Origin of the sequence: Brevundimonas bullata, assembly GCF_014207965.1 — a bacterium.
In the GTDB taxonomy this organism is placed as follows: Bacteria; Pseudomonadota; Alphaproteobacteria; order Caulobacterales; family Caulobacteraceae; genus Brevundimonas; species Brevundimonas bullata_A.
The window spans coordinates 882,291-902,305 of record NZ_JACHLM010000001.1; the positions used below are offsets into that span (position 1 = coordinate 882,291).

Here is a 20,015-nt window from a genome sequence, read left to right on the forward strand (position 1 = left end):
ACGCTTTCGAGACACCAGCGCTGTGGCTGTTAGCGTCGCCGTCCTCCCCGAACAACGACCCGTTCATGAGTAAGGACGGGCGGACCACATAGGTGAAACAGTATGACTCCCAGGAACATGGCCCGCCTCAGCGGCCTCGCTGTCCTCATGGCCTCCGTGGCGGCCCCGGCCTTCGCGGGCTCCTTCTATCTGCAGGAACAATCGGTGCGCGGCGCCGGTCGCGCCTTCTCGGGCGAAGCGGCGGACCGCGGCGTGGGCTCGATGTGGTGGAACCCCGCCGCCATCGCCCGCAGCGGCCGTGAAGTCTCGGTCGGGATGCACGGCATCAAGATCGATTCCGAGGTCAAGAACAACGGCTCCTATGTCACCTATCCGGGCGGCGCCAATGTGCCGGTGACCAATCCGCGTAACACCAATGTCGATCCCATCGAAAGCGGCCTGGTGCCCAACTTCGCCTTCGCTGCCCCGGTCGGTGATCGCTTCGCCGTCGGCGTGTCGGTGGCTGCGCCCTACAACTTCACGACCAAGTACGAGCAGGCCTCCTTCACCCGCTATGACGCCCTGACGTCCGAGCTGCGCTCGGCCAACGCCGGCCTGACCGTCGCCTATCAGGTCAACGATTGGCTGGACGTGGGCGCGGGCCTGGACGCCCAGTTCGTCAAGGCCAAGCTGACCTCGGCCCTGCCCAACCTGTCGCCGCTGCTGCCGGACGGCTCCAACACCCTGGAAGGCGACGGCTGGGACTACGGCTGGAACGTCGGCGTTCAGGCGCACAAGGGGCCGTGGGATCTCGGCCTGAGCTACCGCTCCAAGATCGAGCATGAGCTGGAAGGCGACATCACCATCGCCGGCCTGCTGGGCCCGCTGGCGGGCGGCAATGTCGCCACCGCCGGCAAGGCCAGCTTCAACACGCCGTGGTTCGCTTCGGCCTCTGTGCGCTATGCGGTCAACGACAAGCTGACGCTGAACGCCCAGGTCAACCGCATCGGCTGGAGCGAGTTTGAGGCCATCGACGTCGAATACGCCGGCGGCGGCGATTCCATCCATCAGAACTACAAGGACGTGACCACGGGCGCGATCGGCCTGGACTACGCCTACAGCGACAAGACCACCCTGCGCGCCGGCGTCGGCTATGACCCGACCCCGACCCGCGACAGCCTGCGCACGGCCCGCATCCCGGACGCCGATCGCCTGCTGGTCTCGGTCGGCGCTTCGACTGAAGTGACGCCCGGCGTGACCTTCGACGCCGGTCTGACCTACATCGCCTTCAGCGACAGCGACATCTTCGACGACCGCACCTTCTACGGCGGCACGCCGGCGGCCACGACCTCGCACCTGCGCGGCACGGCCGAGGGTTCGGCCCTGGTCGCCTCGATGGGGGCGCGCTGGGCCTTCTGATCCCGGCGACGGCCTGACAGGAATGCGGCGGTTCCCTTGCGGGGGCCGCCGTTTTTCATGGGCGGGCCTTTCCTCCCTGTCGGCGGAGCCGATGGGGAGGTGGCGCGGACGCGATAGCGGCCGTGACGGAGGGGGCGACTGGACGGCTGACGTCTGCGCCGCCCCCTCCACCGCTACGCGGTCCCCCTCCCCACAAGTGGGGAGGAAAGGGCTGCCGAAATGAAAAACGCCGGGCTCTCGAGGAGAGCCCGGCGTTTCTGACTTGTGATGATCCGAGGGATCAGCCCTGGGCGCTGTAGCCCTTGCCGCCGTTCGACGGGCGACGGCTGCGGCGCTTCAGTTCGCCGACAGCCTTGGGTTCGGCTGCGGGAGCCGAGCGCGGTGAGGACTTGGGACGTTCGCCGGCCATGGGGTCATAGGCGGCGACCGGGCGTTCGACGTGGGCGCGACCCGGAGCAGGCTTGCGCAGGCGATGCGGCTGACCGCCGCCCTCCGGCTTGACGCCGTCGCGACGCGGGTTGCGGTTGCGACCTTCGCCGCCGCCGCGACCGCCGCGTCCGCCGCGCTCTTCACGCTCGGGCAGGGTGGCCTTGGAGTTGACGCCGGCGGCCATGATCGAGGCGTCGAGCATGCCCAGGGCCTTGTCGTTACGACGGTCGATGGCCGGGATCTTCTGGCGCGTGACCTTTTCGATGTCCTTGAGCAGCTTCATCTCGTCGCCGGCGACGAAGCTGATGGCGGTGCCTTCAGCGCCCGCGCGGGCCGTACGACCGATGCGGTGGACGTAGGCTTCCGGCACATAAGGCAGCTCGAAGTTCACCACGTGCGTGACCTTGTCCACGTCGATGCCGCGAGCGGCGATGTCGGTGGCGACCAGGACGCGCAGCTTGCCCTGCTTGAAGGCTTCCAGGGCGCGTTCGCGTTGCGACTGGCTCTTGTTGCCGTGGATGGCGCCGGCTTCAACGCCGCCGGCTTCCAGATAGGCCGCGACCTTGTCGGCGCCGTGCTTGGTCTTGGTGAAGACCAGGCAGCGCGTATAGGCCGCGTCAGAGAAGAGCTCGGTCAGCAGGGCGCGCTTGCGGCCTTGCTCGATGTGGACGACCGACTGCTTGATGCGCTCGACGGTGGTGGCCTGGGGCGTGACCTGGACCTTGACCGGGTCCTTCAGCAGCTCGCCGGCCAGCTTGCCGATCTCCGACGGCATGGTGGCCGAGAAGAAGAGGTTCTGACGCTTGGCCGGGATGCGGCTGACGATCTGACGGATAGGCTTGATGAAGCCCAGGTCCAGCATCTGGTCGGCTTCGTCGAGGACGAAGATTTCCGTCGAGCTGAGGTCCAGCGTCTTTTGTTGCAGGTGGTCCAGCAGGCGGCCGGGGGCGGCGACCAGGATGTCCAGGCCCTGTTGCAGGGCGCGTTCCTGCGGGCCGTACTTGACGCCGCCGAAGATGACGGCGACGCGGAAGCCCAGGTGCTGGCCGTATTGCTTGAAGCTGTCAGCGATCTGGCTGGCCAGTTCACGGGTCGGCGACAGGATCAGGCAGCGCGTGGTGCGCGGCTTGGGGGCGATGCGGTTTTCGGCCAGGCGATGCAGGATTGGCAGGGCGAAGGCGGCGGTCTTGCCGGTGCCGGTCTGGGCGATGCCCAGCAGGTCCTTGCCGAGCATGACGTCGGGGATGGCCTTGGCCTGGATCGGCGTCGGCTTGGTGTAGCCGGTGGCGTCCAGCGCCTGGAGGAGGGCCTTGTTCAGGCCCATGGATTCAAAAGTGATATTGCTCACGGAACGTCTTTCGCATGGGACGAAGCGGCGTCCTGATGCGTGCGGTCGGAAGGCTCCGCCTTCTCGACCCGACGCACGCTAGGAGAGACGCTCCGCCAATCCCGATAGAGCTTCGGAATGAAGCCGTCGGGGTGGATCGGGGCGCCGCCCCGCGTGTCCGGACGACGTAATGACTCTGAGGTCTCGCCAGCTGCGTCTGCAATCAGGTCTTCGCAGAGGAAGACCCACACGCGTTGCAGGAAGCCGGCCATCGCATGGTGCGATGCAGCGCAGATGGGCCTCAATAAAGGCCAAGTCAAGGCGAGCGGCGTAAATGCCTAGAGCAGGTTGACCGCCATATTGACCGCCAGGGCCAGGATCACCGTGTTGAACAGGAAGGCGACCAGGGAGTGCAGGGTGGCGAGCCGGCGCAGTTTCTGACTGCTGATCTGAATGTCTGCGGTCTGGTTGGCGACGCCGATGATCAGGGCGAAGTGCAGAAAGTCCCAGTAGTCGGCGTCAGCCTCGCCAGGAAAGATCAGGCCCCGGCGGTCGTCCCTTGCCCCGTCCCGACCGCTCTCGGCGGGAGCGTAGAATTCGTGGGCGTAGTGCAGGGTGAATATGACGTGCACGAACAGCCAGGACAGGGCGATGACTCCGATGGAGAAGAGGGCGCTGGCCACCGACGGCCGCCCTTCGCCCGCCGCTTCCATGACGATGATGAAGACGCTGGCCGCCGCCGCCAGCAGGCTGAGCGGCAGGACCGCGCCGCCCGCCTGATCCATCTCGGCGGCGCGCTTGCGAATCGCCTCTACCGAGGTGGAACGGAACAGGCGGGCGAAGGTCAGGGCGAGGAAGGCGACAGCGCCCGCGCCCCATCCCGCCGCGATCCGCGTCGGCCAGTCCCGGACGCCGGGCGCCAGGGCGATGACCGCGATCAGGACCGCCAGCCCCAGCCACAAGGCGGCGTGCAGACGGTAGAGGCGGGCGATCCAGCTCATGGCGCGGATGATGGCCCGGTTCTGGGTGGGGGGCCAGAGGGCTGAACAAATCCTCGGTCGGCCCGTTGAACCGGGCTGGAGGACCGGATTATGGCTGCACGACCCACCTGGCAGGGACATCTGAAGCTGTCGCTGGTGACCTGTCCGGTCGCCCTGTACACCGCGACCAGCAGCGCCAATGACGTGCGCTTCCACCTGATCAATCCGGCGACCAACAACCGCATTCGCATGGTGACGACCGACCCGGACACGGGGCCGGTCGAGCGGTCCGACCTGGTCAAGGGCTATGAGGTGTCCAAGGACGAATACGTCCTGTTCGACGAGGCCGACTTCGACAAGGTGAGGCTGGAGAGCACCAAGACCATCGCCATCGACCAGTTCGTCGACGAGGCGGACATCGACCGGCTGTACTGGGACGACCCCTTCTATGTGGTGCCGGAAAAGGGCGTGGGGGTCGAAGCCTTCGCCGTGATCCGCGAGGCGATGAAGACGGCGGGCAAGATCGCGCTCGGCCAACTGGTGCTGCGCGGCAAGGAGCGGCAGCTGGCGCTGGAGGTCCATGGCAAGGGGCTGGTCGCCTACACCCTGCGCGCTCACGACGAGGTGCGCGACGCGGACGACTTTTTCGACGACATCCCCGAGGTCAAGGCCGACCCTGACATGGTGGAGATCGCCGCCCGCATCATCGGCCAGAAGGAGGCGGACTTCGATCCGACCCGCTTCCACGACGGCTATGACGAGGCCCTGAAAGAGATGATCAAGGCCAAGCAGAAGGGCGGCAAGGGGGTGGTGGCCGTGGCCGAGCCGGACGACACCAATGTCATCGACCTGATGGCGGCGCTGAAGGCCAGTCTGAAGGGGACGGCGTCGAAAGCGGATGCCGCCAAGAAATCCGCGCCGAAGAAGAAGGCGGGCTAGAGGTCGGCGGTGCTGATCACATGCTTGAAATGGTGCCGCCACAGGCGGGCGCCCAGTTCGCCCGCGCGGTCCAGCGAAGAGCCGACGGTCAGATCGCTGATCAGGGTCGGCGTCAAGCCCGCGTCGAACAGGGCGAAACCGGCGGCCAGGACGCAGGTGTCGGTCTGGACGCCGCAGACCAGAACCCGCTCGGGGTTCAGCGCCTTCAGATGGGCGACGGTTTCCGGGGGCGGAGCGTAGCCGTGTTTCACGTGGATCAGGTCGGCGGCGACCAGGCTGTCGTCGTCGGGGCCCGGCGTCCAGCCGAGCTGGCGCTGGAACGGGGTGACGGCCTCGTCGTGGCGCTCGACCGTGGCCACCGAGGGCATGGTCCCGATCAGGCGATTAATTCCCTCGATCAGCCAGTCCGGCGGATTGAAGCTGGGCTGAACGTCGATGATCAGCAGGGCCTGACGCACGGTCGTTGTCGGCGCAGCTCGGGTCAGCGCTTCTTGCCCAGTTCGGCGGCGATGTCCTTGGTCATGCGACCGACCTTGCGGTGGGCGGCGGTGATCTGGTCCTTGGTCACGCCCCAGCGCTTCATGAAGTATTCGACGGACTGACGCTCCGACAGGTCGATCCGGTCCTTGTCAATGAAGCCGCGCTTGTCCTTGAGGCCCGCCATGGGAGTGTCCTTGATCCGTAAAGACAAAGCCTAGCACGTTTGGCGGCCAGGACCTTAGCCCAGCTTGCGAATGGCGGGCTTGAGCGAGGTCGCCGAGGCGCGGAACCCGGCCCAGGGATCGGGGGCCTGCAACAGGTCGCCGGCGGTCCACAGGTTGAAAGCCCGCGGATCGAGTCCCGGCTTCACCTGATCCCAGGACAGGGGGAGGGCGACGCCGGCGCCGGGACGGGCGCGGGGCGACCAGGGGGCGACGGCGGTGGCCATGCGGCCGTTGCGGAGGTAGTCGAGGAAGATCCTTCCGCCACGCGCCTTCTTGGCCAGGGTGGTGGTGAAGCGGTCGGGGTGATCGGTCTTCAGCGCCTCCGACACCCCCTTGGCGAAGGCCTTGGCGTCGTCCCAGTCGACGCGGCTGCGGGCGTCGGCCTTGATCGGCACGACGACGTGCAGACCCTTGCCGCCGGTGGTCTTGACGAAGGGGGTCAGGCCCAGGGCTATCAGCCGGGGTTTCAACAGCCGGGCGGCGACGATGACGTCGTCGAAATCGAGACCCTCGTCGGGGTCGAGGTCGAAGGTGATCTGATCCGGCGTCTCGGGATCGCCGGGCTTGCAGCCCCACGGATGCAGCTCCAGCCCGCCTGACTGGCCCACCGCCACCAGACCGCCGACGTCGACGACCGCGACATAGGGTTTGCGCTCCTGCACGTCGATCAGCTTCAGCCGGGGGCTGTGACTGGTCATGGCGTGGCGCTGAAAGAAGGTCTCGCCGGCGATGCCGTCGGGCGCGCGGATGATGGAGACGGGGCGGTCCATCAGGTGCGGCAGAAGGCGCTCGGCGGCGGCCTCGTAATAGCGGGCGAGGTCGCCCTTGGTGATCGGGGGACGCCCCTCGACGCCCGGCCACAGCACCTTGTCGGGGTGGGAGATGGCGACCCCGGCGACGACCAGCTTGCCGGGTTTGGAGGCGGCGGAGCTGACGATTGTCGGCGCGCGGGGGGCGTCGGTCACGTCGGACGGCGCCTTGTCTTCGCGCAGGCCCTTGAAAGCGGCCTGACGCAGCGACCCCGCCTCGGTGTAGCCGCCGTGCTCGATCTCGGCGACCAGGGTCGGGGTGGTCCAGTGGACGTTCTTCTCGGCGGCGGGGGCGTTGGCGCCAGTGAAGGGCGAGCGGTCGGCGGCGGCGGCTTTCAGCGAGGGCAGAAGCGTCCTGGTCAGGGCGGCGGAATAGCCCGTGCCGACCCGGCCCAGATAGCGCAGCCCGCCCCTGGTCTTGACCCCGACCAGCAGGGAGCGGAAGCGGCTTCCGCCCTCGGACGACCAGCCGCCGATCACCACCTCGTCGCGACCCCGGCACTTGGACTTGACCCAGGAGGCCGAATGCCCCGCGCGATAGGGGGCGTCCAGCTTCTTGGAGATGACGCCTTCCAGATGCATGCGACAGGCGCTTTCCAGAATGGTCTGGCCGCTGGCGCCGAAATGCTCGACGTAGCGCAGACGGTCGGCGGCGGTCTTGGGCGTGCGGTCGATCAGGGCCTGAAGCCGCGCCTTGCGATGCGACAAGGGCAGCTTGCGCAGGTCTTCGGGGCCGTCGAACAGCAGGTCGAAGGCGAAATAGACCAGCCGGTCGGTCCGGCCTTCCGAGAGGGCGGTCTGCAAGGCCGAGAAGTCCGGCATGTCGTGCTCGTCCAGGACGCACAACTCGCCATCCAGCACGCCGTCGGGCCAGAGGGCGGCGTCGGCGGCCAGTTCGGGAAAACGCTCGGTCCAGTCCAGACCCTTGCGGGTGCGCAAGGTGGCGCGGCCATGACCGACGGCGATCTGGATGCGGTAGCCGTCGAACTTGATCTCATGCGCCCAGCCCGGCGCCGAGGGCGGGTGGTCGGCGACCTTGCATAGCTGGATGGGGACGAAGGCGTGGGGGCGGGCGACGGGGCGCGCCGCCTTCGGTGGTTTGGGCTTCGGCGGGGCCTTGCGGCCAGTGGCCTTGGAGGCGGTCCATTGCGTCTGACCCTCAACGATTTCCGCCAGGCTGCGGCCGGTGGTGATCGAGGCGTCGATCTCGGCCAGGGCGTCGCCTTCGCCGTCGACGGCGTATTCATCCTTCTCCTTGACCAGCAGCCAGTTGGCCCGTTTGGAGGGTTTCCCGCGATCCGACTTGAGCCGGATCAGGGCCCAGCCGCCCTTCAGCCTTTCGCCGTCGAGGGTCAGTTTGACCACGCCCTTTGCAAAGGCCGCGTCCAGATCGGCGTCCTTATCCGGGTCTTGGGGACGCCATTCGCCGACATCCCACATCTGCACCGTGCCCGCGCCGTAGTTGCCGGCCGGGATGGTCCCTTCGAAGCCGCCGTAATCGAGGGGATGATCCTCGACCTCGACCGCCAGGCGTTTGACGTGAGGGTCGCGCGAGGGGGCCTTGGTGACGGCCCAGGACTTGAGCACGCCGTCATGCTCGATGCGGAAGTCGTAGTGCAGGCGGGTCGCGGCGTGGCGCTGGATCAGATAGCGCAGGCCGGTCTGGCGCGCTTTCGCCTTGCGGCCTTTCGGCTCCGGCGTCACGCCGAAGTTCCGCTTGGCCTGATAGGTGTCGAGTTCGCCGCGCGCCGCCATACTGCTGGAACGCAGCACGGCGGCGAAGGCTTCACGCCGCGTCCAGTCAGGGAGAGACGTCAGGCCGGTTGGGCCAGCCTGACGTCGGTCTCGGCGGCCTCGGCGGCCAGGACGGTCTTGGGCGCGATGCGGACGAAGCGGGGCGCGAACGTGGGCCAGTCGCCGAGGATGCGGCGGGCCAGGGGCGAGGCGGTCGCGGCGGCGTGGGCTTCGATCAGGGCCTTCAGCCGGGCCTCGGCCTCGGCGTTGAGGACGCCGACCCCGGCCATGTCGCCGTTCAGGGCCTGGGCCGCGCGCCCGTCAGCGTCGAGCACGAACAACTCGCCGCCGCTCATGCCTGCCGCCAGGTTCCAGCCGACGGCGCCGAGCACGACCACGCGGCCGCCGGTCATGTATTCGCAGCCATGCGCGCCCAGTCCCTCGACCACGGCCTCGGCGCCCGAGTTGCGGACGGCGAAGCGTTCGCCCGCCGCGCCCGCCACGAACAGCCGGCCCGAGGTGGCACCATAGAGGGTGGTGTTGCCGCAGATCTGCTGCTCGGCCCGCCACTCATAGGGGCGGACATGGATGTCGGCGCCCGACAGACCCTTGCCGACGTAGTCGTTGACCTCGCCCGTGACGTCGAGGATCAGGCCCTTGGCCCCGAAGGCGCCGAAGCTCTGACCGGCGATGCCTTCCAGCTTCAGCTTGAGACGGCCTTGCGGACCCTCTGGGCCGAAGCGGCGGACGATGGCCGAGGATACGCCGGCCCCGGCGGTGCGCTGGGTGTTGTTCAGCGGATAGGAGAGTTCCAGCGTCTGGCCTCGCTCAAGGAAGGCGGCGGCGTCCTTCAGCACCAGGGCGTCGATGCTGTCTGGCACAGGGCGGCGGACCTTGTCGGCCCAGCGGCCCGGACGGTCGACGTCGACCTTCATCAGCAGGGGGTTGAGGTCCAGGTCGTCCAGATGCGAACCCCCGCGCCGCGTCTGACGCAGCAGGTCGGTGCGGCCCACAATCTCATCGATGGTACGCGCGCCGATGGAGGCCAGGATTTCGCGGACCTCCTCGGCGATGAAGGTGAAGAGGTTGACCACCTTTTCCGGCGTGCCGGTGAACTTGGCGCGTAGACGCTCATCCTGCGAACAGACGCCGACCGGGCAGGTGTTGGAATGGCACTGACGCACCATCAGACAGCCCATGGCGATCAGGCCCGAGGTGCCGATGCCGTATTCCTCGGCCCCCAGAAGCGCGGCCAGGACCACGTCCCGGCCGGTGCGGATGCCGCCATCGGCGCGCAGGGACACCGAGGAGCGCAGGTGGTTCAGGCTGAGCACCTGATGCGCCTCGGCCAGGCCGATCTCCCACGGCATGCCGGCGTGCTTGACCGAGGTCTGGGGCGAGGCGCCCGTGCCGCCGTTGTGACCAGCGATCAGGATGGCGTCGGCCTTGGCCTTGGCGACCCCTGAGGCGATGGCGCCGATCCCGGTGGCGGAGACCAGCTTGACCGTGACCTTGGCGTCGGGATTGATCGCCTTCAGGTCGTAGATCAGCTGGGCCAGATCCTCGATCGAATAGATGTCGTGGTGCGGCGGCGGGCTGATCAGGGTCGTGCCGGGCACGGCGTGACGCATGCGGCCGATGAACTCGGTGACCTTGAAGCCGGGCAGCTGGCCGCCCTCGCCGGGCTTGGCGCCCTGGGCCACCTTGATCTCGATCTCGCGGCACTGGTTCAGATATTCGGCGGTGACGCCGAAACGGCCCGAGGCCACCTGCTTGACCGCCGAGTTGGCGTTGTCGCCGTTGGGGCGCGGGACGTAGCGCGCCGGGTCCTCGCCGCCCTCGCCGGAGACGGCGCGCGCGCCCATCCGATTCATGGCGATGTTAAGGGTTTCGTGCGCCTCGGGCGACAGGGCGCCCAGGGACATGGCCTGGGACAGGAAGCGGCGGCGGATGTCGGAGACGCTCTCGACCTCGTGCAGCTGCACCGGGGTCAGGCCGTCCTTGAAGTCCAGCAGGTCGCGCAGGGCCAGGTCCGGCTGCTCGCGAACGGCGGCGGAGTATTGCTTGAAGCGCTTGTAGTCGCCGCGATTCACCGCGTCCTGCAACAGGTGGATGGTCCTGGCGTCATGGGCGTGGGCCTCGCCGCCCGCACGGATGCGGAAGAAGCCGCCCATCGAGGGAGAGGGGACCGCCGCGCCGAAGGCCAACGTGTGGCGCTTGAGCGCCGCCTGCTCCAGACCGGCCAGGCCGATGCCGGAGATGCGCGACGGGGCGCCGGGGAAGAACTCGGCGGCCAGGGCGCGGGACAGGCCCAGGACCTCGAACTCGCAGCCGCCGCGATAGGCGGAGATGATGCTGATGCCCTTGCGCGCCAGCACCTTCAGCAGGCCGGCCTCGATGCCGTGCTTGTAGTTCAGGCAGGCGTCGTGAAGCGTCAGGCCCGGATAGGCGCCGCGATCCAGACGGTCCTGGAACAGCTCCTGCGCCAGCCACGGATTGACGGCGGTGGCGCCGACCCCGACCAGAACGGCGAAGGCGTGCGGGTCCAGGGTCTCGGCCGAACGCACGACCAGCGAGCAATAGGTGCGCAGGCCCGCCGCGATCAGGCGGCCGTGGGTCCCGGCGGTGGCCAGGATCATGGGCGCGGCCAGACGGTCGGCCGAGGCGTGCTCGTCGGTCAGAACGATCAGGGTGGCGCCTTCGCGCGCGGCGGCCTCGGCCTCGTCGCGGATGCGGTCCAGGGCCTGACGCAGGCCCGCGCCGGGGCGGTCGCCCTCAGCCGGCAGCGGGTAGGTACAGTCGATCACCGTGGTCGAGCCGTCGGCGATGACGCCCAGCATCCGCTGATACATGCCGGTGGTCAGGACCGGGCTGTCCAGCACGAAGACCTCGGTCTGGGCCTCGTCCTGGGCCAGGATATTGCCTAGGTTCTTGAAGCGGGTCTTCAGGCTCATGGCCCCCGCTTCACGCAGGGGGTCGATGGGCGGGTTGGTGACCTGGCTGAAGTTCTGGCGGAAGTAGTGGGCCAGGGGGCGCGGCAGGCTGGACAGGACGGCGGGCGGGGCGTCGTCGCCCATCGAGCCGACCGCCTCCTTGCCGTCGCGGACCAGGGCGTCGAGCAGCAGGTCCAGATCCTCGCGGCTGAAGCCGGCGGCGATCTGACGACGGATCAGGGCCTCGCCGACAGCGGCGCGGGGCTCGGGTCCGGGGCCGATGATGGGTTCCAGATCGACCATATTGTCCAGCCAGTCCGAATAGGGCTGGGCGGCGGCCAGGGCGTCGACGGCCTCGTGTTCGTCGTAAAGGCGGCCGTGCTTCAGATCGACGGCGATCAGCTTGCCGGGGCCGATGTGCAGGCGGCGCTTGACCCGGCCCTCGGGCAGGGGAACCAGACCGGCCTCCGAGCCCGCCAGCAGCAGGCCGTCCACGGTCTCGACGGCGCGCAAGGGGCGCAGGCCGTTGCGGTCCTTGCCCGCCACGACCCAGCGGCCGTCGACGGCGCACAGGGCGGCGGGGCCGTCCCACGGCTCCATCACCGCATTGCAATAGGCGTAGAGGGCGCGGTGCTCGGGCTTCATCACCACGTCGTCCGAGGACCAGGCCTCGGGCACCAGCAGGGCCTTGGCCAGGGGCGCGGGACGCCCGGCGCGGACCAGGACCTCGAACACATTGTCCAGGGCCGCCGAGTCCGAGCCGCCTGGTTGGACCACCGGCTTGACCTCATGGTCGCGGTCGCCGAAGGCCGAGGCCGCCATGCGGATCTCGTGGCTGCGCATCCAGTTCAGGTTGCCCTGAAGCGTGTTGATCTCGCCGTTGTGGGCCAGCATGCGGAAGGGCTGGGCCAGCTTCCACTCGGGGAAGGTGTTGGTCGAGTAGCGCTGGTGGAAGACGGCGTAGCCGGCGACGACCGTGGGGTCGTTCAGGTCGTGATACAGCTGGCCCAGCAGCTCGGCGCGGACCATGCCCTTGTAGACGATGGAGCGGGCCGACAGGGAGCAGAGGTAGAAGCCGTTCAGGCCGCTCGCCTGCACCGCCTTTTCGATGCGACGGCGACACAGGAAGAGCTCGCGCTCCAGTTCCTCGATCTCCATGCCTTCCGGCGCGGCCAGCATGATCTGTTCGATCTCGGGCCGGGTGGCGTCGGCGCGCACGCCGACGACCGACAGGTCCATCGGCGTCTGGCGCCAGCCGTAGATGTAGAAGCCCGAACGGATAGCCTCGGTCTCGACGATGGCGCGGGCGTGGTCCTGGGCGCCCAGGTCGGTGCGCGGCAGGAAGACCTGGCCGACCGCGATGGGGCCGGGGCGCAGGGTCTGGCCGACGGCGCGCACCTGGGCCGCGAAGAAAGCCTGGGGCAGTTCGATCATGATGCCGGCGCCGTCGCCGGACAGGCCGTCGGCGTCGACCGCGCCGCGGTGGGCCACGGCCTTCAACGACTGGATGGCCATCTCGACGATCTCGCGCCGGGGCTTGCCGTCGATGGCGCAGACCAGGCCCACGCCGCAGGCGTCGCGTTCCGACGACGGGTCATAGGCGCCGCCCTCGATCAGGCGGGCGCGGTTCTCTTCGTACTGGGCCAGCCAGTTCTGTTGCGATGCGTCGGTCATGCGGCGGCTTCCTCGGTACGCGCGCGCAGATAACGGTCGATTTCAGCCGCGGCGTCCTGGCCGTCGCGCACGGCCCAGACGACGAGGGAGGCGCCGCGCACGGCGTCCCCGGCGGCGAACACGCCGGGCAGGGTGGTGGCGAAACCGCCACGCGCCACCTGCAGGGTGTTCCATTTGCTCAGGCCGAGGCCGGAGTCGAGCTGCTCGGCGAAGGCTTCAGGCTCGAAGCCCAGGGCCTCGATCACCAGATCGGCGGGCAGGTCGAAGTCCGAGCCGGCCACGGGGGCGATGTCGCGGCGACCGCTGGCGGAGGCCTCAGTCAGGGCCATGCGCTGGGCGCGGACGGCCGTCACCGCCTCCCCCTTGGACATCAGGGCCTTGGGCGCGGCCAGCCATTCGAAGCGGACGCCTTCTTCCTCGGCGTTCTGCACCTCGCGGGCCGAGCCGGGCATGTTCTCGCGGTCGCGGCGATAGAGGCAGACAACGCTGTTCGCGCCCTGGCGGATGGCGGTGCGGACGCAGTCCATGGCCGTGTCCCCGCCGCCGACGACGACCACGTCGCGACCGGCCGCATGGGGGGCGGAGGCGTCGGCGGCGTCGCCGCAGTCGACGCGGTTCTGGGCGATCAGGAAGTCGAGCGCGGCGACGGTGTCGTCGGCCCCGCGACCGGGGACGGAGAGGGTGCGGGCCTGATAGACGCCCATGGCCAGCAGCACCGCGTCATGGCGCGACCGCAGCTCGTCCATTGTCACGTCGACGCCGACATTGGTGTTGAGCACGAACTGGACCCCGCCCTCGATCAGGCGGTCGACGCGGCGCTGAACGATGCGCTTCTCCAGCTTGAAGCCCGGGATGCCGTAGGTCAGTAGGCCGCCGGCGCGGTCGTGGCGGTCATAGACGGTGACGGCGTAGCCTTCGCTGCGCAGACGGTCGGCGGCGGCCAGACCGGCGGGACCGGAGCCGACGATGGCCACGCTCTGGCCGCGCTCGGCCAGGGGGCGGATGGGCTCGACCCAGCCGTTGTCGAAGGCGGTGTCGGCGATCCAGGCCTCGACCGAGCCGATGGTGACGCCGTCCCAGCCGGACTGTTGCAGGGTGCAGGCGCCCTCGCACAGGCGGTCCTGCGGACAGATGCGGCCGCAGATTTCGGGCATGGTCGAGGTGGCGGCGGCGACGCGCCAGGCCTCGCGCAGGTCGCCGTCCGCCGACAGGGCCAGCCAGTCGGGGATGTTGTTCTGAAGCGGGCAGGCGTTCTGACAGAAGGGCACGCCGCAGTCGGTGCAACGCGACGCCTGAGCCGCGCCGCTGTCGGCGGTCGGTTTGAGCGTGATCTCCGTAAAGGCGCGTACGCGCAGATCAGCGGGCTGTTTATCCAGCCGACGCTGCTCGATCAGAAAACCACCAGGGTTGGAACGGCCACCTTTTTGCATCTGCTCATTAAGCGAAATCTGGCGCGGTAGTGCAAATATATTTCGATAAAGGCTCCAAAAATCATGCATCCTGGCATGATGATGCGCTCTAGCGCCAAAGCATGAGCATGGATTGACCGTTTTGGCGTGTGCGATGCAGCAATGTTTCGTGCCTGGCTGAAGCTTGAGCAGACCGGCGGGCGGATTAAATTTCTGAAAGGTTTGTTTCTAGTGGAATAGCGACGTTACGGTCCCCTCATTGCGACATCGCATCGGGGGAATTTCATGACCATCACCGCTCGCCGTCTGGCCCTTATGGGCGGGGTGGCCGCCAGCCTTCTGGCCGCCGCCGCCGCTCACGCCGCGCCGGCCCCGGCCCCGGCCTCCGCGCCCGCCGCGCAGAACCGGGCCGCGGCCGCAGCCCTTCCCGCCTTGCCGGACGTGAGCATCCCCTTCACCAAGATGGTGCTGCCGAACGGTCTGACCCTGATCGTCCATGAGGACCACAAGGCGCCGATCGTCGCGGTCAACATCTGGTATCATGTCGGCTCCAAGAACGAGCCGGTCGGCCGTTCGGGTTTCGCCCACCTGTTCGAACACCTGATGTTCAACGGGTCGGAAAACTACAACAACGACTTCTTCAAAGGCACGGAACTGCTGGGCGCCACCGATCAGAACGGCACCACCAACACCGACCGCACCAACTATTTCCAGAACGTGCCGACCTCGGCCCTGGACTCGATCCTGTGGCTGGAAAGCGACCGGATGGGCCATCTGCTGGGCGCCATCGATCAGGCGCGCCTGGATGAGCAGCGCGGCGTCGTCCAGAACGAAAAACGCCAGGGCGAGAACCAGCCCTATGGCCGCGTCTGGGACGCCATCACCAACGCCACCTATCCGGCCGACCACCCCTATGGCCACACGGTCATCGGCTCGATGGACGACCTGAATGCGGCGGATCTGGATACGGTCAAGGCCTGGTTCCGCGACTATTACGGCGCGGCCAACGCTGTCATCGTCCTGGCCGGCGACATCACGCCGGAAGAGGCCAGGGCCAAGGTCGAGCGCTATTTCGGCGACATTCCCTCGGGCCCGCCGGTGACCCACGCCAACCAGATGATCGCCAAGATGACCGGCGCTCAGAGCGAGACCATGTACGACCGCGTCGGCCAGCCGCGCCTCTACAAGGTGTGGAACACCCCGCCGACGGGAACGGCGGACGCCGACTATCTGGGGATGCTGGGCCAGGTGCTGAGCGCCGGCCGCAACTCGCGTCTCTACAAGCGTCTGGTGTTCGATGATCAGATCGCGACCTCGGTCGGCGCCTTCAACTCGGAAGCCGAGATCGGCAGCCAGTTCCTGGTCATGGTCACGGCCAAGCCCGGGCAGGACCTGAACCGGATCGAAGCCATCGTCGATGAGGAAATGGCCAAGCTGTTGCGTGACGGCCCGACGGCTGACGAGCTGGAGCGCGCCCGCACCAACGTCGGCGCGGCCTTCATTCGCGGTTCCGAGCGGATCGGCGGCTTTGGCGGCAAGTCCGACATCCTGGCCGAGAGCCAGGTCTATCTGGGCGATCCCGGCGCCTGGAAGGTCGGGTATGATCGTATCCTGGCGGCGCGTCCCGCCGACCTGACCGCCGCAGGCCGGGCCTGGCTGACCGACGGCAGCTACGCCCTGTCGGTCCTTCCCTTCCCTGACTACAAGGTCGCGGCCACGGACGTTGACCGCTCCAAGGGCGTGCCGACGCCCGGCGCGGTGCCGGCGGCTGACTTCCCCGACATCGAACACGCCACCCTGTCCAATGGCCTGAAGGTGGTGCTGGCGTCGCGCGACGGCGTGCCGACGGTGAGCATGAACCTGATCGTCAACGCCGGTTCCGCCGCAGACGCCGCCGACAAGGCGGGCATCGCCCAGCTGGCCCCGGCGGTGATGACCAATGGCACCAAGACCCTGGACGCCCTGCAGATCAGCGACCGGGTCCAGTTGCTGGGCGCCTCGCTCGGCGCCGGGTCGGCGACGGACTATAGTTCGGTGTCGCTGACGGCGCTGACGCCGCGTCTGGCGCCGTCGCTGGACCTGTTTGCGGACATCATCGAGAACCCAGCCTTCCGCGCCGATGACTTCACCCGCGCCCAGGCGCAGCAGGTGTCGGGCATCCAGCAGGCCAACCGCAACCCCGGAGCCATCGCCAACCGCATCCTGGCCGCCGACGTCTATGGTCCGCAAAGCCCCTATGGCCGTCCGACCTCGGGCACGGAGCAGTCGGTGGCGGCGCTGACGCCGGCGGACGCCAAGGCCTTCCATGACACCTGGTTCCGTCCCGACAACGCCACCCTGGTCGTCGTCGGCGACATCAGCATGGCCGAGCTGAAGACCCAGCTGGAGCGGGCCCTGGGCGGATGGCGCGCGCCCTCGACCCCACTGCCGGTCAAGGCCCCGGTGGTGACGGCGACCCCGCCTGCCAAGCCTCGCGTCCTGATCGTGGACCGCGCCGGCCCGCAGTCGATCATTACGGCGGGCCGTCTGGCTCCGGCTTTCGACGCCGCCGCCCAACCCGCGCAGGTCGCCTTCAACACGGCCCTCGGCGGCGCCTTCACCAGCCGGATCAACATGAACCTGCGCGAGGACAAGCACTGGTCCTATGGCGCGGGCGCCGGCGTGCGCACGGCCAACGGCCCGCGTCTGTTCGCGGCGACGGCGGCGGTTCAGGCCGACAAGACCGCCGAGAGCGCGGCCGAAGTCCGCCGTGAGCTGAGCGAAGTGGTCGGCTCGCGTCCGGTCACCGAGGCCGAGTTGAGCGCGGTTAAGGCCAATCTGATCCAGGGCATGGCCGGGGATTGGGAGACCAACGCCTCGGTCATGGGCGACCTGACCCAGATGGTCGTCTTCGGCCTGCCGGAGAACTACTACGACGGCTATGCCGCCGGGGTGAACGCGACGACGCCGCAATCGGCCTCGGTCGCAGCGCGCGCCATCGTCGGCGACGGCCCGACGACCTGGGTCGTGGTCGGCGACCGCGCCGCCATCGAGCCCAAGATCCGCGCCCTGAACCTGGGCGAGGTTCAGGTGGTGGATACCGAGGGACGCCCCGTCAACTGACGGATCGGGCCTGACTAGAACAGGAGAGGGCGGCGCTGCGGCGTCGCCCTCTTTTTTTGGGGCCTATCGCTCTTCGCGCTACTTGAGGCCCGCGTCATCCCGGAAACGGCGGAGCCGTTATCCGGGGGAAGGATCAGGGCCGGGTCTGGCCCTGACCGCGCACCACGTATTTGTAGGTGGTCAGCTGCTCAGCGCCGACGGGGCCGCGCGCGTGCAGCTTGGAAGTCGAGATGCCGATCTCGCCGCCGAAGCCGAACTCGCCGCCGTCGGCGAACTGGGTCGAGGCGTTGATCAGGACGACGGCGCTGTCGACGCCGTTGGCGAAGCGTTCGGCGGCCTCGGCGTCGGTGGTGATGATCGCCTCGGTGTGGCCTGAGCCGTAAGCCCGGATGTGGTCCACGGCGCCTTGCACGCCATCGACGATCTTCATCGACAGGATGGGGGCCAGGTATTCGGTGGTCCAGTCGGCCGCGACGGCTTCGGCGGCTTCGGGGATCAAGGCGCGCGTCTCGGCGTCGCCGCGCAGTTCGCAGCCAGCCTTGATCAGGTCAGCGGCCACGGCAGGCAGCAGACGCTCGGCGGCGGCGCGATCGACCAGCAAAGTCTCGGTGGCGCCGCAGACCGAGACGCGGCGCATCTTGGCGTTGACGACGACGCGGCGGGCGACATCGAGGTCAGCGGCGGCGTCCAGATAGGTGTGGCACAGGCCCTCCAAGTGGCCGAGCACAGGGGCCTTGGCCTCGGCCTGCACCCGGGCGACCAGGCTCTTGCCGCCGCGCGGGATGATCAGGTCGATGGCGCCGCCGAGCCCCGACAGGATGGCGCCGACGGCTTCGCGATCAGGGACCGGGACCAACTGGATCGCGTCGGCGGGCAGACCGGCTTCGGCCACGGCGGGGGCGACCACGGCGGCGATGGCGCGCGAGGATTCCAGACAGTCGGAACCGCAGCGCAGGATGGCGGCGTTGCCGGAGCGAATGCACAGAGCGGCGGCGTCGGCGGTGACGTTGGGCCGGCTTTCGTAGATGACGCCCAACACGCCGATGGGGGTGCGGACGCGGGCGATGTCCAAGCCGTTGGCGGGGGTCCAGCGCGCCATCTCGGCGCCGACGGGATCAGGCTGGGCGGCGATGGTCTCGACGGCGACCGCCATGCCCTCGACGCGGGCGGGGGTCAGGGCCAGACGGTCGATCAGGGCTTCGGACAGGCCGGAAGCGCGGGCGTTTTCAATGTCGCGCGCGTTGGCGGCCAGGATCTCGGCCTCGGCGGCGCGCAAGCCCTTGGCGATGCGGGTCAGGGCGTTGGTGCGGGCGTCCGGCGTGGTGGCGCGAAGGGCGTCAGCGGCGGCGCGGGCGCGGCGGCCCATGTCCAGCATGAGGGCGCTTACGTCGGTCATCGGGTCTCCAGCACCAGGTCGTCGCGGTGGATCACGACCGAGGGGCCGCGATAGCCGATCAGGGTCTCGATCTCGTCGGAATGGCGGCCCCGGATCAGGGCGATCTCGTCGGCCGCATAGGCGGCCAGGCCGACGCCGACGACGGCGCCGGACGGGTCGAGCAGACGCAGGCTGTCGCCCTTCTCGAACTCGCCGCTGACCGCGACCACGCCCGAGGGCAGCAGGCTCTTGCCCGACTTCAGGGCGCGCACGGCGCCGTCGTCCAGCGTCAGGGCGCCGCCCGGAGACATGCTGCCGGCGATCCACTGCTTCCAGGCCGCGAGCGGCGTGGCGGGGGCGGTGATCAGGGTGGCGCGGGCGCCGTCGGCTATGGCCTTGAGCGGATGCGCGGTCAGGCCCGAGGCGATGACGGTGGCGCAACCGGCGGAGCGGGCGATCTGGGCTGCCGCCAGCTTGGTGGCCATGCCGCCTGTCCCGACCCCGGCGTCGGCGTTGGCGCCGGTGGCCATGCCGAGGATGTCGGCGCCGAGGCTTTCGACCAGGGGCAGGTGGCGAGCGTTCGGATCGCGGCGCGGGTCGGCGGTGTAGAGGCCGTCCACGTCGGACAGCAGGATCAGCAGATCGCCGCGCGCCAGTTGGGCCGCGCGGGCGGCCAGCCGGTCATTGTCGCCGTAGCGGATTTCCTCGGTGGCGACGGTGTCGTTCTCGTTGACCACAGGGACGACGCCGTGGGCCAGCAGGGCCTCGACCGTGGCGCGGGCGTTCAGCCAGCGGCGGCGGCGTTCGGTGTCGTCGCGGGTCAAGAGGACCTGGGCGGTGATCAGGCCGTGGGGGGCCAGGGCCTCTTCCCAGGCGTGCATCAGCAGGGTCTGGCCGACGGCGGCGGCGGCCTGCTTGTCCTGCAGCCGGCCGGGCGTGGTGTTCAGGCGTCCGCGCCCCAGGGCCACGGCGCCGGAGGAGACGACGATGACCTCGCGCCCTTGCTGACGCAGGACGGCGATGTCCTGGGCCAGGGAGGCCAGCCAGTCGCGGGCGACGGCGCGGGTGGCGGGATCGATCAGCAGGGAGGAGCCGATCTTGACCACCACGCGGCGGGCATGGGTGAGCGCCGTCGCGGGCGAAGCCTCGGCGACGATCTCGGCAGCGGGGGAGGGCGCGGCGGGAAGGGTCACGCCATCTCC

General features: G+C 68.9%; 12 protein-coding genes. 3 read left to right on the forward strand and 9 right to left on the reverse strand.

Annotation, left to right across the window (positions count from 1 at the left end):
• Positions 1 to 102 precede the first annotated feature (102 nt).
• Positions 103 to 1,398 (forward strand): OmpP1/FadL family transporter, encoded by a 1,296-nt coding sequence (locus HNP51_RS04320; RefSeq protein ID WP_184267415.1) that lies wholly within the window; start codon positions 103 to 105, stop codon positions 1,396 to 1,398.
• A 280-nt stretch (positions 1,399 to 1,678) separates the two neighbouring features.
• On the opposite strand, the gene HNP51_RS04325 is transcribed toward HNP51_RS04320, so the two are convergent.
• Both HNP51_RS04325 and HNP51_RS04330 read right to left on the reverse strand, forming a co-directional pair.
• Complete coding sequence (locus HNP51_RS04325) at positions 1,679 to 3,175, reverse strand: DEAD/DEAH box helicase (RefSeq protein ID WP_409360097.1); 1,497 nt, start codon at positions 3,173 to 3,175, stop codon at positions 1,679 to 1,681.
• 317 nt (positions 3,176 to 3,492) lie between these two features.
• Positions 3,493 to 4,155 carry a DUF1345 domain-containing protein gene (locus HNP51_RS04330; RefSeq protein ID WP_184267417.1) on the reverse strand — a complete coding sequence of 221 codons (663 nt, stop codon included), beginning with the start codon at positions 4,153 to 4,155 and terminating at the stop codon, positions 3,493 to 3,495.
• Between the two features lie 90 nt (positions 4,156 to 4,245).
• On the opposite strand from HNP51_RS04330, the gene HNP51_RS04335 reads away from it, so the two are divergent.
• A complete protein-coding gene (locus tag HNP51_RS04335) occupies positions 4,246 to 5,073 on the forward strand; it encodes a Ku protein (protein WP_184267419.1) in 828 nt (275 codons plus the stop codon).
• Here the strand turns inward: HNP51_RS04335 and HNP51_RS04340 are convergent.
• The 5 genes from HNP51_RS04340 to HNP51_RS04360 are packed head-to-tail and all read right to left on the reverse strand — an operon-like array spanning position 5,070 to position 14,357.
• The gene (locus HNP51_RS04340; protein WP_184267421.1) at positions 5,070 to 5,531 is read right to left on the reverse strand and encodes a cysteine hydrolase family protein; all 462 of its coding nucleotides are present in this window, start codon (positions 5,529 to 5,531) and stop codon (positions 5,070 to 5,072) included. The two genes, HNP51_RS04335 and HNP51_RS04340, sit on opposite strands and share 4 nt — an antisense overlap.
• A 23-nt stretch (positions 5,532 to 5,554) precedes the next feature.
• Positions 5,555 to 5,737, reverse strand: a complete 183-nt coding sequence (locus HNP51_RS04345; protein WP_184267423.1) for a DUF3606 domain-containing protein — start codon at positions 5,735 to 5,737, stop codon at positions 5,555 to 5,557.
• A 54-nt stretch (positions 5,738 to 5,791) separates the two neighbouring features.
• A complete protein-coding gene (gene ligD / locus HNP51_RS04350) occupies positions 5,792 to 8,341 on the reverse strand; it encodes a DNA ligase D (RefSeq protein ID WP_184267590.1) in 2,550 nt (849 codons plus the stop codon).
• A gap of 59 nt (positions 8,342 to 8,400) precedes the next feature.
• A complete protein-coding gene (gene gltB, locus HNP51_RS04355) occupies positions 8,401 to 12,927 on the reverse strand; it encodes a glutamate synthase large subunit (RefSeq protein ID WP_184267425.1) in 4,527 nt (1,508 codons plus the stop codon).
• Complete coding sequence (locus HNP51_RS04360; RefSeq protein WP_184267427.1) at positions 12,924 to 14,357, reverse strand: NAD(P)-dependent oxidoreductase; 1,434 nt, start codon at positions 14,355 to 14,357, stop codon at positions 12,924 to 12,926. Before HNP51_RS04360 ends, gltB begins: the two co-directional genes overlap by 4 nt.
• Positions 14,358 to 14,621: 264 nt before the next feature.
• On the opposite strand from HNP51_RS04360, the gene HNP51_RS04365 reads away from it, so the two are divergent.
• Positions 14,622 to 17,438: a pitrilysin family protein gene (locus HNP51_RS04365; protein ID WP_184267429.1), complete on the forward strand. Its 2,817-nt coding sequence runs from the start codon at positions 14,622 to 14,624 to the stop codon at positions 17,436 to 17,438.
• Between the two features lie 133 nt (positions 17,439 to 17,571).
• On the opposite strand, the gene HNP51_RS04370 is transcribed toward HNP51_RS04365, so the two are convergent.
• A complete protein-coding gene (locus HNP51_RS04370; RefSeq protein ID WP_184267431.1) occupies positions 17,572 to 18,834 on the reverse strand; it encodes a glutamate-5-semialdehyde dehydrogenase in 1,263 nt (420 codons plus the stop codon).
• Positions 18,831 to 19,970, reverse strand: coding sequence for a glutamate 5-kinase (proB, locus tag HNP51_RS04375; protein WP_184267592.1), 1,140 nt, complete (start codon positions 19,968 to 19,970; stop codon positions 18,831 to 18,833). Before proB ends, HNP51_RS04370 begins: the two co-directional genes overlap by 4 nt.
• Positions 19,971 to 20,015 lie beyond the last annotated feature (45 nt).